12 protein-coding genes and 1 pseudogene are annotated in these 14272 nt (G+C 69.7%); 9 read left to right on the plus strand and 4 right to left on the minus strand.

Features of this window, described 5'->3' with window-relative positions:
- Positions 1-45 precede the first annotated feature (45 nt).
- Positions 46-492 (plus strand): Lrp/AsnC family transcriptional regulator, encoded by a 447-nt coding sequence (locus H9Y04_RS25110; RefSeq protein ID WP_187816275.1) that lies wholly within the window; start codon positions 46-48, stop codon positions 490-492.
- Between the two features lie 11 nt (positions 493-503).
- Here H9Y04_RS25110 and H9Y04_RS25115 read toward each other — a convergent pair whose 3' ends face one another.
- Entirely contained in the window at positions 504-2117 is a 1614-nt protein-coding gene (locus H9Y04_RS25115) for a long-chain fatty acid--CoA ligase (RefSeq protein ID WP_187816276.1), read from the minus strand.
- Positions 2118-2379: 262 nt separating this feature from the next.
- Here H9Y04_RS25115 and H9Y04_RS25120 point away from each other — a divergent pair, with 262 nt between their 5' ends.
- From H9Y04_RS25120 to H9Y04_RS25130, 3 genes are all read left to right on the plus strand, one after another.
- On the plus strand, positions 2380-4131 hold the full coding sequence (locus H9Y04_RS25120) for a helix-turn-helix domain-containing protein (RefSeq protein WP_187816277.1): 1752 nt from the start codon (positions 2380-2382) through the stop codon (positions 4129-4131).
- Between the two features lie 148 nt (positions 4132-4279).
- Entirely contained in the window at positions 4280-5626 is a 1347-nt protein-coding gene (locus tag H9Y04_RS25125; RefSeq protein ID WP_187816278.1) for an MFS transporter, read from the plus strand.
- Complete coding sequence (locus tag H9Y04_RS25130; RefSeq protein ID WP_187816279.1) at positions 5623-7260, plus strand: carboxylesterase/lipase family protein; 1638 nt, start codon at positions 5623-5625, stop codon at positions 7258-7260. Before H9Y04_RS25125 ends, H9Y04_RS25130 begins: the two co-directional genes overlap by 4 nt.
- 78 nt (positions 7261-7338) lie before the next feature.
- On the opposite strand, the gene H9Y04_RS25135 is transcribed toward H9Y04_RS25130, so the two are convergent.
- Positions 7339-8076: a TetR/AcrR family transcriptional regulator gene (locus H9Y04_RS25135; RefSeq protein ID WP_308801091.1), complete on the minus strand. Its 738-nt coding sequence runs from the start codon at positions 8074-8076 to the stop codon at positions 7339-7341.
- 136 nt (positions 8077-8212) lie between these two features.
- Here H9Y04_RS25135 and H9Y04_RS25140 point away from each other — a divergent pair, with 136 nt between their 5' ends.
- The 4 genes from H9Y04_RS25140 to H9Y04_RS25155 all read left to right on the plus strand — a co-directional run bounded on the left by H9Y04_RS25140 (position 8213) and on the right by H9Y04_RS25155 (position 12120).
- On the plus strand, positions 8213-8821 hold the full coding sequence (locus tag H9Y04_RS25140) for an NADPH-dependent FMN reductase (RefSeq protein WP_187816281.1): 609 nt from the start codon (positions 8213-8215) through the stop codon (positions 8819-8821).
- A 28-nt stretch (positions 8822-8849) separates the two neighbouring features.
- Entirely contained in the window at positions 8850-10355 is a 1506-nt protein-coding gene (locus H9Y04_RS25145; RefSeq protein ID WP_187816282.1) for an MDR family MFS transporter, read from the plus strand.
- A 194-nt stretch (positions 10356-10549) separates the two neighbouring features.
- Positions 10550-10858 (plus strand): hypothetical protein, encoded by a 309-nt coding sequence (locus H9Y04_RS25150; RefSeq protein WP_187816283.1) that lies wholly within the window; start codon positions 10550-10552, stop codon positions 10856-10858.
- Between the two features lie 161 nt (positions 10859-11019).
- Positions 11020-12120 carry a glycoside hydrolase family 18 protein gene (locus tag H9Y04_RS25155; protein WP_214661587.1) on the plus strand — a complete coding sequence of 367 codons (1101 nt, stop codon included), beginning with the start codon at positions 11020-11022 and terminating at the stop codon, positions 12118-12120.
- Between the two features lie 195 nt (positions 12121-12315).
- On the opposite strand, the pseudogene H9Y04_RS25160 reads toward H9Y04_RS25155, so the two are convergent.
- Both H9Y04_RS25160 and H9Y04_RS47970 read right to left on the minus strand, forming a co-directional pair.
- A pseudogene (locus tag H9Y04_RS25160) lies at positions 12316-12926 on the minus strand (dihydrofolate reductase family protein).
- A 73-nt stretch (positions 12927-12999) separates the two neighbouring features.
- Entirely contained in the window at positions 13000-13842 is an 843-nt protein-coding gene (locus tag H9Y04_RS47970) for a helix-turn-helix domain-containing protein (protein WP_187816284.1), read from the minus strand.
- Between the two features lie 7 nt (positions 13843-13849).
- Between H9Y04_RS47970 and H9Y04_RS25170 the strand changes: the two genes are divergently transcribed.
- A complete protein-coding gene (locus tag H9Y04_RS25170) occupies positions 13850-14266 on the plus strand; it encodes a hypothetical protein (protein WP_187816285.1) in 417 nt (138 codons plus the stop codon).
- Positions 14267-14272: the final 6 nt, after the last annotated feature.

Here is a 14272-nt window from a genome sequence, read left to right on the forward strand (position 1 = left end):
AAAGAACTCATGACATCGGCGCTGTTCGCTTGCTTTCATTGCGCCATGCCGGGTCATGAGCTGGACGAGACCGATCACCACCTGCTGCGCCTGCTCCAGGCGGACGGCCGCCGTACCTTCTCGGAGATGGCCCCCGAGGTCGGCCTGTCCGTGGCCGCGGTCAAGCGCCGGGTCGACCGGATGCGCGAGTCGGGGGTCATCACCGGGTTCACGGTGCAGGTCGACCACGCCAAGCTGGGCTGGGGCATCGAGGCGTTCACGGAGCTGCGCTACGCGGGCACCACCAGCGTCAAGGAGATCCTCGCCAGTGCCTCCCGAACCCCGGAGGTGCAGGCCGTGTTCACCATCGCCGGTGACCTCGACGCCCTGGTCCACATGCGCGTTCGGGACATCAACCATCTGCAGGAGGTCATCGACCGGCTGCGCGGATCCGGCAAGGTCATCGGGACGCGGACTCTGATGGTGCTCGGCTCGTGGACGCGCGACGACTGAACCGCCGCTGGTCAGCGGCCGCGCAGGGACTGGCGCAGCGCCTCCTTGGAGAGCTTGCCCGTGCCCGTGGTGGGGATGGCGTCGAGGACGACGAACTCGTCCGGCAGCCACCATGAGGCGACCTGCCGCGAGACGTGTTCACGCAGTTGCTCCACGCTCGTGGTCGCATCCTCGCGCAGCACGACGAACGCCACGGGGCGCTCGACCCAGCGCGGATCGTCCCGGGCGACGACGGCGACCTGTGCGATGTGCGGATGCGTGGCGATGGCGGCCTCGAGTTCCACCGAGGAGATCCATTCGCCGCCGGACTTGATCAGGTCCTTGATCCGGTCGACGAGCCGCAGATAGCCGTGCTCGTCGAGGGTGGCCAGGTCGCCGGTGCGCAGCCAGCCGTCCTCGGTGAAGTGGTCCGCGCCCTCACCGCCGAAGTAGCCGCCCGCCACCCAGGGCCCGGCGACCTGCAGTTCACCCACGGACGTGCCGTCATAAGGGAGTTGAGCGCCGGAATCGACGTCCACGATCCGCAGGCTCACCAGCGGCACAGGCTGCCCCTGCGCTCCTCTGACGGCGTGCCGCGCCTCGTCGCCGAGGCTGTCGTGCTGGCTGCGCAGTCCCCCGATGGCGCCGACCGGGCTGACCTCCGTCATCCCCCAGGAGTGCGTGAGCGGAATCCCGACTGCCCGCTCGTATGCGGTGGACAGCTCGGTGGTGATCCGCGATCCGCCGCCGAGGAGCAGCCGCAGTGCGCTGAGGTCGCGGCCCATGAGCGCGGGAAGCAGATCGGTCCAGACCGTGGGGACGGCGGCGGCGAGCGTGACCCGGTGGCGCTCCATGAGGCCGGCCAGGTGCGTGCGGTCGGCCGACGGCCCGGGCAGTACGAGGTCGGCGCCGGCCATCAGGGCGCCGTAGGGCAGCCCCCAGGCATTCGCGTGGAACATCGGGACGATCGGCAGGACCACGTCCCGCTCGGTGACGCCGATCAGTCCGGCCGCCATGGTCCCGAGGCAGTGCAGCACCGTCGAACGGTGGCTGTACAGCACGCCCTTGGGGCGGCCGGTGGTGCCGGAGGTGTAGCACAGGCCGGCCGCGAGATTCTCCTCCGCGGCCTCGAACGTCGCCTCCAACGAGCCCTCGTACGGCTCGGATCGGGCCACCAGCTCGTCGTAGTCGTGGAAGCGCGGGTCCCGCGGCAGATCGGCGTCGGTGCCGTCGGGGAACACGACCCAGTGCCGTACGCCCGTCAGCCGGTCGACGAGCTGCCGGATCAACGGCAGATGGCGCCGGTCGAGGAAGACGACCTCGTCGCCGGCGTGCTCGACGATGTACGCGAGGTGGTCGGCCGAGAGCCGGATGTTGAGCGTATGCAGCACCCGCTTGCTGATCGGCGCCGCGGCGTAGACCTCCAGGTGGCGTCGGTGGTTGGCCGCCAGCGTCGCCACGCGAGCGCCGGGCGCCACGTCCAACGCGTCGAGCGCGCCGACCAGTTGGCGTACCCGCCGGGCCCACGCACCGTAGGAGAGCTCGCTCCCGTCGGCGTCGATGACGCGTTTGTGCGCGAACAGCGTCTCGGCGCGCTCGAAGAGGTGCGCGATCGTCAGGGGCCGCGGCTGCATGAGCCCGTCCATGGGTGGCTCTCCTCCCGTACGGATCCGGGCGTACGCGGATCCGCCACGCGCCCGTGCCTCGTGGCAGGCGGCCGTCAGGGCGCCGATCACGTGGTGAGCTCACCGTAGGAGGACCGATCACCGGCCCGGGAGGTGAGCATCGACCACAAGTCGGTCCCCAGGGGTAGACGAAACGTCCACCGGTCAGCACCATGGGCGATCACTTGGGCGACCGGCCGCGGACCGGCACCGGCGCCCGCCCCTCGACGAACGGCGTACGGACATGAACGAGCGAGCGGACACGACCGACCGACCCGGCCGTGAACGCGAGCTCGCCTCGCTGTACGCGACAGCACGGTCCCTGACCGCCCTGGGCGACGTCGACGACGTACTGGACTCCATAGTCCGGCACGCCCACGACCTCATCGGCACCGACTTCACCTACCTCTCCCTGCTCGGCGACGACGGCGTCCTGAGCATCACGGCCAGCGAGGGAACCATCTCCGCGGAGTTCCGCTCGGCGCACATCTCGCCGGGCACCGGGCTCGGCGGCAAGGTGATCGCCTCGCGCGCCGCGCACTGGGTCAGCGACTATCTCGCGACGAAGGAGCTGCGGCACGATCCCGGGTTCGACGCCGTCGTCGGCAACGAGGGTCTGGTCGCCCTGCTGGGGGTACCGCTCCTCGTACGGGGCCGGGTGATCGGAGCGCTGTTCGCGGCGCATCGCAGCGAACGCCGGTTCCGTACCGACGAGATCGCGCTGCTCAGCGCGTTCGCCGACCATGCCGCGGTCGCCCTGGACAACGCCCGTCTTTACGAGGAGAGCCGCGGCGCACTCGCCGAGCTGCGGTCGGCGTACCGCACCATCGAGGAGCAGATGGCGGTGATGGAGCGGGCGCAGTCGGTGCACGAGACCTTGACCAGGGTCGTCCTGGCGGGCGGCGGTCCCCAGGTGGTGGCCGGTGAACTCGCGGGCCAGATGGGCGGAGTCATCACCATCCTCGACCGGGACGGCGATCCCCTCGCCCGCGGCGGCGCGGGAGAGGAATCGGGTCACCCGATGCCCACCGAACTGATCGAGCGGGCACGCGGCACCGGGCGCGCAGAAACCGGCCGCGACAAGGACGGCCGGTGGCACAGCGCGGCCAGCATCCGGGCCGGGGAGAGCCTTCTGGGCACGGTGGGGTGGAGCCGTTACCAGGAGCCCTCGGCCATGGATCTGCGCAGCCTCGAACTGGCCACGCACGTCGTCGGGTTGCTGATCCTCAAGGACAACGCGGCCGCCGACGCGGCCGAGCGGCTCAGCGGTGAGCTCCTCACGGAGCTGATCGTCGCGGGGCCCGACGCGAGCGTGACCCAGCGGACGAGGGCCCGCTCCCGCGGCATCGACCTCGACGCCCTGGACGTGGTGCTCACCGCGGAAGTCGAAGGGGCGAGCGCCGCCGAGGTCGTGCGCCGTCTGCATGTGATCGCCCGGCAGGAGGCGGGTCTCGCGGGTGAGCATCTCGGCCGGGCGGCACTGATCGCGCCCGCCGAGGACGCGGAGGCCTTCGCCCGCGCCGTCCATGCGCGGCTCCGCTCGGAGTTCGGGCGGCCCGCCCTGGTCCTCTGCGAAAGCGTGACGGGCCACGACTGGGCGCGGGCCTTCTCGCGGGCCACGGGCTGCATGGCCGTCGTCCGGCATCTCGGGGCCGGTGACCTCGGCGCCACCACGGAGCGTTTCGCGCTGTACGCCCTCGCCTTCGACGTCGACCGCCGCGACGAGCTCGACCGGTTCCTCGCGGACACGATCGGTCCGCTGCTCGACTACGACGCCCGACGGTCGACGGATCTGATCGCCACGCTGGACGCCTACTTCGGCCACGACGGCAACCTGCGCCGCACCGCGGACGCCCTCCGCGTCCACCTCAACACCCTCCTGAAACGGCTCGACCGGATCAGCGGCGTCCTCGGCCACGACTGGCGGGCGAGCGACGATCTGCAACTGCGCCTGGCGATCCGCCTGGAGCGGCTGCGACGAGCCGTACGCGCCTGACGACAGGCTCGCGACAGGGTGGTGTTTCTTACCACCGAGCCACTTCCAACTGGGGAAGTTTCTGACCTCATGACGCCCTGCGCCGCTCCCTACAGTCACGGCCACCACAGCGGACAGAGCCGTGCACCGCCTGACTGAGGGAGACCACTTGAGCGTCACCGACGACACCGACCGCGTCCATGCGGTCGCGAGCCGCAAGGCGGCATTCCATCTCCTGCCGATCCTGTGCCTGGTCTACTTCATGGCCTTCGTCGACCGGACCAATGTCGGCCTGGCGAAGACCTCCCTCGAGGCCGACGTGGGCATCAGCGTCGCGGCCTACGGCACCGGAGCCGGCATCTTCTTCCTGAGCTACGCGCTCCTGGAGGTCCCCAGCAACCTGATCATGCACCGCATCGGACCGCGGCGCTGGATCACCCGGATCGCCATCACCTGGGGCGCCCTGTGCGCCTGCATGATGTTCGTGCAGGGCGAGCTCTCCTTCTACCTCGTCCGCTTCCTCCTCGGAGCGGCCGAGGCCGGGCTCTACCCGGCGCTGATGTACATCGTCACCGTCTGGTTCTCGCAGCGGCAGCGCGTGTCCGTGGTCGGCATCCTCTACCTCGCGGTCTGCGCCGGCCTCGCTCTCGGCGGCCCGCTCGGCGGCGCGCTGATGGAACTGCAGGGCACCGCCGGTCTGTTCGGCTGGCAGTGGATGTTCCTGATCGAAGGCGCGATCACCATCGTGGTCGGCGGCGTCGTATGGCGCTGGATACCCGACAAGCCCGCGGACGCCCCCTGGCTCACCGCGCGCGAGGCGGAGGTCCTGAACGAACGGGCCGTCGTACGGACGGCGCCGGCGCACACCGAGCTGAAGGGCAACGCGAAGATCGCCTTCGGCCGGCCCTTCATCCTCACGCTCTCGGTGATCTACTTCGCCAACCAGATCAACAGCGTCGCCATCCAGTACAACTTCCCGTCGATCGTCGAAAGGCTCGGTGTCGAAGGGTCGTTCACCATCGGCCTGGTGAGCGGCAGCGTGGGCATCGGCGCCCTGGTCGGCGTCCTCGTCATCCCCTGGCTCCACCGCCGCGCCTCGGGCGAGCTCCATGTCCTCACCGGCGTCACGGCCGCCACGGTGGTGGTGGCCGCGGTCTACACCCAGGTGGACGGCGCTCTGGCCCGCATCCTGCTGATCGACCTCGCGATGATGCTCCTGATCGGGGTGCTCCCGCTCTACTGGTCGGTCGCGATGGCACGGATGTCCGGGCTCATGGCCGCCGCGGGCCTCGCGTTCATCAACACCGTAGGACTCCTCGGCGGATTCACCGGCCCCTATCTGTACGGCTTCGCGGAAGGCCGCGGCAGCGAGACGGGCGGGCATGCGGTGCTGCTCGGCGCCGCGGTGCTCGGCGTGCTGCTGCTCCCGCTGCTGCGGCACACGGTGCGCGCCGAGGACCGCAAGACGGCAGCCGCCGAGCCCCGGCCCGGCGTCCAGGTGGAGGAGGCCCGATGAGAGCGATCCGGCGCGTGGGCGCGGCACTGCTCGGCATGGTCCTCGCGGCCACCACGATGAGCGCCGCGTCCGCGGACACGACGCGCAGCACGTCCGTCGTACGGCACACCGATCTCGGCACGGTCCGCGGACTCGACCAGAGCCGCACGACGGGCACGTACTCGTGGCTGGGCATCCCCTACGCCGAGCCGCCCGTGGGCCCGTTGCGCTGGCGCGCGCCGGTCACCCACCGGCCGTGGCACGGGGTGCGCGAGACCACCGCGTACGGCAACGGCTGTATTCAGCAGGGCCGGCTCTTCAGCCCGGCGCCGAGCGGTCCGCACTACGGACTCGACATCCGCGACGGCCTCGGCAAACCCGTCGGCTCCGAGGACTGCCTCACCCTCAACGTGTTCCGTCCCGCGACCGAGAAACGGGACCTGCCGGTCATCGTGTTCGTGCACGGCGGCAGCAATGTGGTCGGCTACTCGGCGGACCCGATGTACGACGGGCGTGCACTCGCCCGCAAGGCGGACGCGGTCGTCGTCACGGTCAACTACCGCCTCGGGGTCTTCGGCTGGCTGGACCTGCCCGCGCTCAAGTCGGGGGATCCGCACGGGGATTCGGGCAACTTCGGGACGCTGGACCAGGTCGAGGCGCTGAGGTTCGTGCAGCGCAACGCGGCGGCCTTCGGCGGTGACGCGTCGAACGTGACGGTGATGGGCGAGTCGGCCGGCGCCGTCGACGTCTGGGCGCTGATGGTCTCGCCGCTGAGCAAGGACCTGATGCACAAGGTGATTCCGCTCAGCGGCGGTCTGCTCTTCTCGACACCGCAGAAGGCCCGCACGTACGCCGAGGCGTTCCGCGACGAGGCGGTCGGCGCCGGCACCGACCCGCAGGAGGCGGTGCGCCGGCTGCGGGAGCTGCCGGCGGAGGAGCTCGTACGGGCGCAGATACGCCGCGGCGCCGCGGTGGGCGACCCGCCCGCGGTGATCGCCGACGGCACCGTCCTGCCCACGGACTACCACGCCGCGATCGAGGCGGGCCGGTTCCGCGACATCCCCGTCCTCGCGGGCAACACCCGCGAGGAGGGCAAGCTCTTCGGCTCGCTCATCGGCGCCTACCGGCCCACCGACTACGAGCGCTTCACGCGGCAGTACTTCTTCGATCCGGACCAGCCTTCCCCGTACGAGGAGAGCGACTTCCTCACCGACCGCTATCTGCCGGTCGACGGTCCGGGCGGCTGGAACGAGGCGGCCGGACAGCTGACCGACGCCATCTTCACGGGGATCGCGCTCGACTCCCTGGACTCGGTGCGCAAGGCCGGGAACACCCGCGTGTACCACTACCGGTTCGACTGGAACCAGGAACCGGCGCCGTTCGACACCGTCTACGGTGCCGCGCACGCGATGGACCTGCCGTTCCTGTTCCGCACCTTCGACGAGGGCCTGTTCACCTTCGCGTTCAGCCGGCGCAACGCACCCGGCAGGCTCCAGCTGTCGGACCTGATGACGGACAGCGTGCGGGCCTTCGTCCGCACCGGCGACCCGCAGCATGCCGCGCTCGGCATGCGCTGGGAGCAGTGGCCGAACACCCTGGTCCTCGACGCCGACGACCGGCGGGCGACGGTCCGCCCACTCTCCCCCGCCGGCTAGGGACGCGAGACCGCAGCCCCGGCCTCTTCGTACGCGAGGAGGCCGGGGCTTCCTGGTGCGCCTGCCCGGGGGACGCGGTCAAATACCGAGGCGCCGCGCGATGCCGTCCAATACGCAATCCACGCCGAACTCGAACTCCCACCCGGGGTCGTCCTTGCGGGAGGCGGCCAGAGAGTACGTGCGGTAGACGGGGTAACGCCCGGACTCCATCAGGTAGTTCATTTGCGGGGCCAGCGCCTGGCGGGCCTCGGCTCCGCTCCCCCACCCGTGCTGTTCCTTGAACTCACGCAGGGCGATCTCCGACTGCACCGCGCCCTGCACGTACGAGGTGACGGCACGGAACGCGGCCATCATCGCGTCGGCGTCGAGGCCGAGGTCGACCAGTGCGGCCAACTGCCGCTCGGCCACTGCCATCCGGGTAGGCGTCAGCTGAACGGCCCCCGCCGGAACCCGGCCCATCCAGGGATGCCGCAGCATCAACTCCCGGGTCTGCACGGCGAAGGAGCGCAGCACCTCGCGCCAGCCGGTGATCTCGTCGGGCACGGCGAGCTCAGCCGAGACCCGGTCGATCATCAGCGCCCACAGATCGTCCTTGCCGGACACGTGCCGGTAGGCGGCCATGGGGGCGACGCCCAGTTCGGTCGCGAGACGGCGCATGGTGACGGCGTCGGCGCCTTCCCGGTCGGCGAGCTCGACCGCCGCGGCGGCGATCCGTTCGAGCGTCAGGGCCGTACGGGGAGCGGGAGCCGTGCGCTCCAGGCGCTCCCAGAGCGAAGGCTCCACGATCCGGCTCTCGTCCTTCTTCCACTCTGCCACTGACCGCTCCTCCATCTCGACGTCGCGTACAGCGTATCCCTCAGTGGACGCCGTACACATCGCTTGTGTACGTTGTACACCGCAAGATACGCCGTACACATGCCGCGCCGTTCGCAGATCGCCAGGGGGTACCACCATGTCCAGCACCACGGCCCGCACCGCCGAGCCGCTTCGCGTCGCCGTCCTCGTCGGCTCCACCCGCGAGGGTCGTTTCGCGCCCATCGTGACGAGGTGGCTCAGCGGGCAGCTCGGCCGCCGCGACGACATGCGCACGGATGTCATCGACCTCACCGAGACGCCGCTGCCGCACACCCTGCCCGCCTTCGGACAGGAACCATCGCCCTCCACCCTCGAATTGCTGGCCGCGGTCTCACCCCGCCTGGCGGCCGCCGACGCGTTCGTGTTCGTCACGCCCGAGTACAACCACAGCTTCCCGGCCTCCTTGAAGAACGCGATCGACTGGCACAACGAGCAGTGGCACGGCAAGCCCGTCGCCTTCGTCTCGTACGGCGGCCTGTCGGGCGGTCTGCGCGCGGTCGAGCAACTGCGCGTCGTGATGGCCGAGTTGAACGCCACGACCATCCGCAACACGGTGAGCTTCCACAACGCGTGGGGCGACTTCGACGAGGACGGGAACAGCACCGAGCCGGCCGCCGACGTCGCCGCGAAAGCCCTGCTCGACCAACTGTCCTGGTGGGCGCACGCCCTGCGGGACGCCAGGTCCGTTCGTCCGTACGCCGCATGATCCACCGTCATCCAAGGAGGGGAATCCCATGGATACGCGTACGGAAGTGACTCCATCGGTGACCGAAGACGCCGCACCGAACGGGGAGGCTCCGCCCTCTCGGCTCGTCATCCTCGGGCTGCTGCTCGGCATCATCCTCGCCACACTCGACGGCACCATCGTCGGCACCGCGCTGCCGTCGATCGCCGGTGACCTGGGCGGTCTCGACCGGCTCTCCTGGGTCATCACCGCCTATCTGCTCACCACGGCCGTGTCCACGCCGATCTGGGGAAAGCTCGGCGACCTCTACGGCCGCAAAAGCAGCTATCTCTCCTCGATCATGCTCTTCCTCGCCGGGTCCGTGCTGTGCGGACTCGCCCAGGACATGGGGCAGTTGATCGCCTTCCGGGCCCTGCAGGGCATCGGCGCAGGAGGACTCTTCGTAGGCGCACTGTCGCTGATCGGCACCCTGCTCACCCCTGCCGAAGCGGGGCGCTCCCAGGCACTGATCGGCATCATGATGCCCGTCGCGCTGCTCGGCGGTCCGCTGCTCGGCGGCTTCCTCACCGACCAGCTGGACTGGCGCTGGGTGTTCTACGTCAACATCCCGGTCGGCGCGGTGGCCCTGGCGATCATCGGGACCCGCGTACGGCTGCCTCGGCGGCGGGTCAAGGCCCGGCTCGACCTGGCGGGCGTAGCACTGCTCACCACAGCGGTCCTCGCCCTGACCCTGCTCGGCAGTTGGGGCGGCGCGCGCTATGCCTGGACCTCTCCGCAGACCATCGGCATCGCGGCGGTGGCGGCCGGAGCACTCGCCGTCTTCGTACGGGTCGAACTCAGGGCGCCGGAGCCGGTGATCCCTCCCCGCCTCTTCGCGGACCGGAACTTCACGGTGGCGCAGGTCCTCAGCTTCGTCACGGGGGCGGCGATGATGGCGGGGGCCAGCTACCTGCCGCACTACATGCAGTTCGTGCAGGGCACGTCGTCGACGGTGAGCGGCCTGCTGCTGATTCCACTGATGCTGGGCATGATCGGGACCCAGCTGGCCATCGGGCGGCGGATCGCGGACGGCGGCGGTTACCGGGTCTATCCCCTCGCCGGGGGCGCGGTCGCCACAGTGGGTGCGCTGGCGCTGCTGGTCCTCGGCGTGGACACGCCCGTGTGGGTGGCGTCCGCGGTGACATTGGTGCTCGGGGTGGGAATCGGGTGCCTCATGCAGCCGTCGATGCTGATCACCATGAACAGCGCGGAGCCCCGGGACATGGGGGCGGCCACCGGCACGCAGACGCTGCTGCGAACGGTGGGGGGATCGCTCGGCGTCGCGGTGCTCGGGTCGGTGTTCGCGAGCCGGCTCGCGGACTCGGGCGCCGGGACGGTCGGGGCCGAGCTCACCCCGGAGGCGCTGCGCCGCCTGCCGGACGGAATCCAGGCGGCGTTCCGCGCGGGGGTCGTGGACGGGATCCAGGGGATCGCCGTCGGCACGGCCGCGCTGTGCGCGGTGGCGTTCGCCGCGGCCTGGGTGATCCGCGAAGTGCCGCTCCGGGGGCGCGAATAGAGGTACGCGGGGCGCGGACTCCAACGGGCCGGTGAGCATCCGGCGTACGGTGTCGGCGCACGCCGCCGCCAGGCGTAGAAATAACCAGCACCGGCAGGGGTGCGCGGCCGGTTGCCGCGCGCACCTGCCGGTGCTTGCTTGTGTGCTGAGCGCGTTCCGGCCACGGGGCGCGACAGCACGAGGGGGAGGTCCCCATGAGCCAGAAGTTCGTCCAGATCATCGACTTCGAGTCACAGCGGATCGACGAGATGCAGCAGCTGCTCGACCGCTTCGGCGAGCAGATGCAGGGCACATCCGGCGGCCCCACGCACCGCATCCTTCTGGCCGACCGGGAGCAGCCGGGACGTCACCTCGCGATCATCGAGTTCGAGTCGTACGAGGAGGCCATGCGCAACAACGAGCGCCCCGAGGTCGCCAAGCTGAACGAGCAGCTCACGGCCCTGTGCACGCGGCAGCCGTCCTTCACCAACTGCGATCAGCTGGACTCGCGCGAACTGAAGTGACCTGAGGCGGAGTTACGCGTCCGCGGAGCGATGGGAATCACGGGACCGCGGACGACGAACAGGAAGGGGGAGCAGGGAGCGCACGCCATCTTGCCGGGCTTGGTCTGGACCTGCCATGCTGCCCGCGCCGTCTGGCCGCTCCCTCTCCCCCGGAGGTCCGTATGCGCCGCCCTCTTCTCGTACGGCACAGATTTCTCGCCGTCCTCGGCCTGCTCGTTGCGCTCCTGCTGCCGACCGCGCCCTCGAGTTCCGCCGCGGCCGGCACCCCGCCGCAGATCTACGGGGCCTGGCACTGCGGCGACGACTTCTGCACCTGGGGCCGGGTGCGCTCCGTCGCCGAGTTCGACTCCATGAACCACTGGCTGATCGACCGCGGGGACGGACGCCCCTCGGTGAACCTCGTCGTGCTCAGCTTCGTTGAGCCGCAGAAGCTGCTCCATCTCACGGACGACGCCACGACGGTGGACGGCGCACCCAAGGGCATGACGCCCGAGATCGTGCAGTACTTCACCTCGCGCGGGGTGCGCGTGATGCTGTCCATCGGCGGACTCACCTACGCCGACGAATGGGATGCCGCACTGGCGGAGAACCCCGCGCAACTCGGACGCAACGCCGCCGCGTTGGCTTCCCGGCTCGGCGTCGGCATCGAGATCGACTACGAGCAGAACACCGACCCGAACCTCGCCGGGCTGCAGGCGTTCATCGACGCCTACCGCGCGGTGCACCCGTACGACGCGAGCGGCGGCAATCCCGCGGCGCGGCTCACCATCGATGTCGCGGCCGGCGACCGCTGGCTGATCGACATCAACCGCAAGGCGACTGCGGACTGGCTGCGGACGGACGCGCCGGTGCTCGACTACGCGAACGCGATGGTGCCGGCGCGCCAGCCCTCGGTGAGCGCGGCGACCGCGAACTGGCAGGAGCACGTGGACGGCAAGCCCCAGTTCGCCCCTCCGGTCCCGCCGCTCGCGCCCGCCAAGTTCACGGGCAGCCTCTACATCGCGTACGGGCGTTCACCGCTGGCCGAGTGCACGAACTTCGCGAGTTCGCTGCAGAACGCGACCGGGAACTTCGTGCAGAACGTGGCGCCCAACGGGGCGGGCTCGACGCCCGGCATGCTCGGCTACATGTTCTGGGCTGCCGAGAAGCCCTCCACCCGCGGCATCGGAACCCAGCCGCCGAACACCTGTGAGGGCGGCGTGGGCGCGGGAACCACGGCCTATTCCGTACCTGTGCCGATGCCTGCCCTGCGGCAAAGCTGAGGTGCACACCGGGACGGGCGGCTACCTTGGGGGGCCGCCCGCCCCGGACCGTCCCGACCGGCTGCCTCGACCAGCTCACCGCGCTGGTGAAGGCGCGACCGAAACGGATGCAGCACCGTCCTCACCTCATCGCGGTCCTCATCACCAAGACCGGGCTCGACTGCCAACTGCCCTGGCCTCAACCGGTAAAGATCTCTAGCGGCGCACCTTGAACCTGAGGTGCAGTACCCGGTCGCCCTGGATGACCACGTGGGGGTCCTCCAGCAGCTGCTGGCCGTCGATGCTGCCGAAGTAGCGTTTGCCCGACCCGAACACCACCGGCACCACGTCCATGGCCACCTCGTCCACGAGCCGGCCGCGAGGATCTGACCGCCCACCTCGCCGGCGCTCACAGCGACGACGCGTTCGCCGGCGAGCTCCTGAGCCTTGTCGATCGCAGCCGTCACGCCGTCGACGAAGTGGAACGACGCCTCGGGGTGCCAGCCCTCGGGCTTGGGCCGATGGGACACGACGACCACGTGGTCGCCGGCGGGCTGGTTGCCTTCCCAGCCGTTCATCAGGTCGAAGAAGTGGCGGCCCATCACGATCGTGCCAATCGACTCCCACATCGGCCGGACGTACTCCGCCGATGCACGTGAGACCTGGAAGCCGCTTCCGACGCTGGAATGGTCGTACTTCTGGTCGCCGCCTTGGGCGATCGGGGTGTTGCCGCTGAAATACCACTCGTGGAGTGGTCCGACGTCGTCGTCGGCGTCGGCGATGAAGCCGTCCACCGACACCACGTTGTGCATGATTACTGTGCCCACGGGTCCTCCTTGGCTCTCCCTGCGTGCGCACCCCGATCATGTCGCCCCGGGAGGCGACCGGGCATGTAAGAAATCAATCAGCGGGCATCGGTCCTGCGTCCGGCGGAAATCCTTGTTCGGCGGGGAACCGGCGCCGCAGGGCCAGGTACTGGGTCGGGGTGTGGCCGGTGAAGTCTTTGAACTCCCTGCTGAAATGAGCCCGGTCGAAGTAGCCTGCCGCGTGCGCGAGTTCCGACCAGTCGACCGGACGCAGAGGGTCCACGGACAGGATCAGCCGCGCGAAGCGATAGATCCGCGCCACCCGCTTCGGGGTGACTCCGACATGAGCCTTGAACTGCGCGGCCAGGTGGTTGCCGCTCACCCGGGCGTCCGCGGTCAGCGCACCGATCGGGATCGTTCCGTCGGACGCCTCCAAACGCCTGCCTGTGTGCAGGACCAGATCGAGACCGCGCGAGGGGTCCTCGGTAAGCCGCGACAGCAGCTCCGCTTCCAGCACTCGCAGTGTCTCGGTCGCCGAGGTGCTGTCGGCGACCTGGTTGCGAAGCCGGTCCAGCGACCGTTGCCAGACGGCGTCGACCGGCACCCATCGGTCCCGCAGCTCACTCACCGGCATGTCGAGGAACGGCGACATCCCCCACGGCTTGAAGTGCACCCCGACGAGCCGCACCCGTGCGGGGTATTCGACGAGGAAACGCCTGGCCCATACGCCCATGAACCACCCATCGGCCAGCACGGCCGGCGGCACGGCAGGGTCGGAGTCCCACAGGCGGACGGGCCCGCCCAGGTTGAGGAACAGGTGTGCCGACGGCATCGGGGGGGTGTTCATCCGGCGGTGGCGCGGCACCCCGGTGAGGCAGTAGATGTCGTCGACGAAACGATCGAGGGGCGGACAGGGAGCCCGGCCGACGTATTCCACCGGCACAGTGTGCCGGACAACCGTTCAGTGCGCGAGGGACGTAGCCGGCCGAGGGTTTCCGGCCTTTGATGATTCCGTCGCGGAGAGCGGCGAAGGCACCGTCCTCGATCTGCGTTTCGTAGGCCTACAGCGAATTTCCTGCTGGAAGGACATCGGCAAATTTCATCTGCGGACGGCGAGCCCGGCGGAGCGAGCCACGCTGGAGTCACGCATCGGCCCGATCGGAATGAAATGGGTCTTTCTCGTCGAAGGCGATTCACTCGAAAGCTATTTCATCGCCGGCCGTCTGCTGTGGGCGGAGTTCGTTCTTCCGTCACCGTTCACTGCGCCCAATCCCCTCGATCCCCTCAACAAACAAGAGGCGAGGTTGTATCAGCCCGTCGGAGACGTGGTGCATTCCACCGCCGCGTACCGCTCTCCTTAGAGGGGA

Origin of the sequence: Streptomyces polyasparticus, assembly GCF_014493765.1 — a bacterium.
In the GTDB taxonomy this organism is placed as follows: Bacteria; Actinomycetota; Actinomycetes; order Streptomycetales; family Streptomycetaceae; genus Streptomyces; species Streptomyces polyasparticus.

Bases quoted from the DNA above. Each gene is read 5' to 3' on its own strand.
- H9Y04_RS25120 (WP_187816277.1), top strand. From the start codon at position 2,380: ATGAACGAGCGAGCGGACACGACCGACCGACCCGGCCGTGAACGCGAG.
- H9Y04_RS25155 (WP_214661587.1), top strand. From the start codon at position 11,020: ATGCGCCGCCCTCTTCTCGTACGGCACAGATTTCTCGCCGTCCTCGGC.
- H9Y04_RS25130 (WP_187816279.1), top strand. From the start codon at position 5,623: ATGAGAGCGATCCGGCGCGTGGGCGCGGCACTGCTCGGCATGGTCCTC.
- H9Y04_RS25145 (WP_187816282.1), top strand. From the start codon at position 8,850: ATGGATACGCGTACGGAAGTGACTCCATCGGTGACCGAAGACGCCGCA.
- H9Y04_RS25150 (WP_187816283.1), top strand. From the start codon at position 10,550: ATGAGCCAGAAGTTCGTCCAGATCATCGACTTCGAGTCACAGCGGATC.
- H9Y04_RS25140 (WP_187816281.1), top strand. From the start codon at position 8,213: ATGTCCAGCACCACGGCCCGCACCGCCGAGCCGCTTCGCGTCGCCGTC.
- H9Y04_RS25110 (WP_187816275.1), top strand. From the start codon at position 46: ATGCCGGGTCATGAGCTGGACGAGACCGATCACCACCTGCTGCGCCTG.
- H9Y04_RS25115 (WP_187816276.1), bottom strand. From the start codon at position 2,117: ATGGACGGGCTCATGCAGCCGCGGCCCCTGACGATCGCGCACCTCTTC.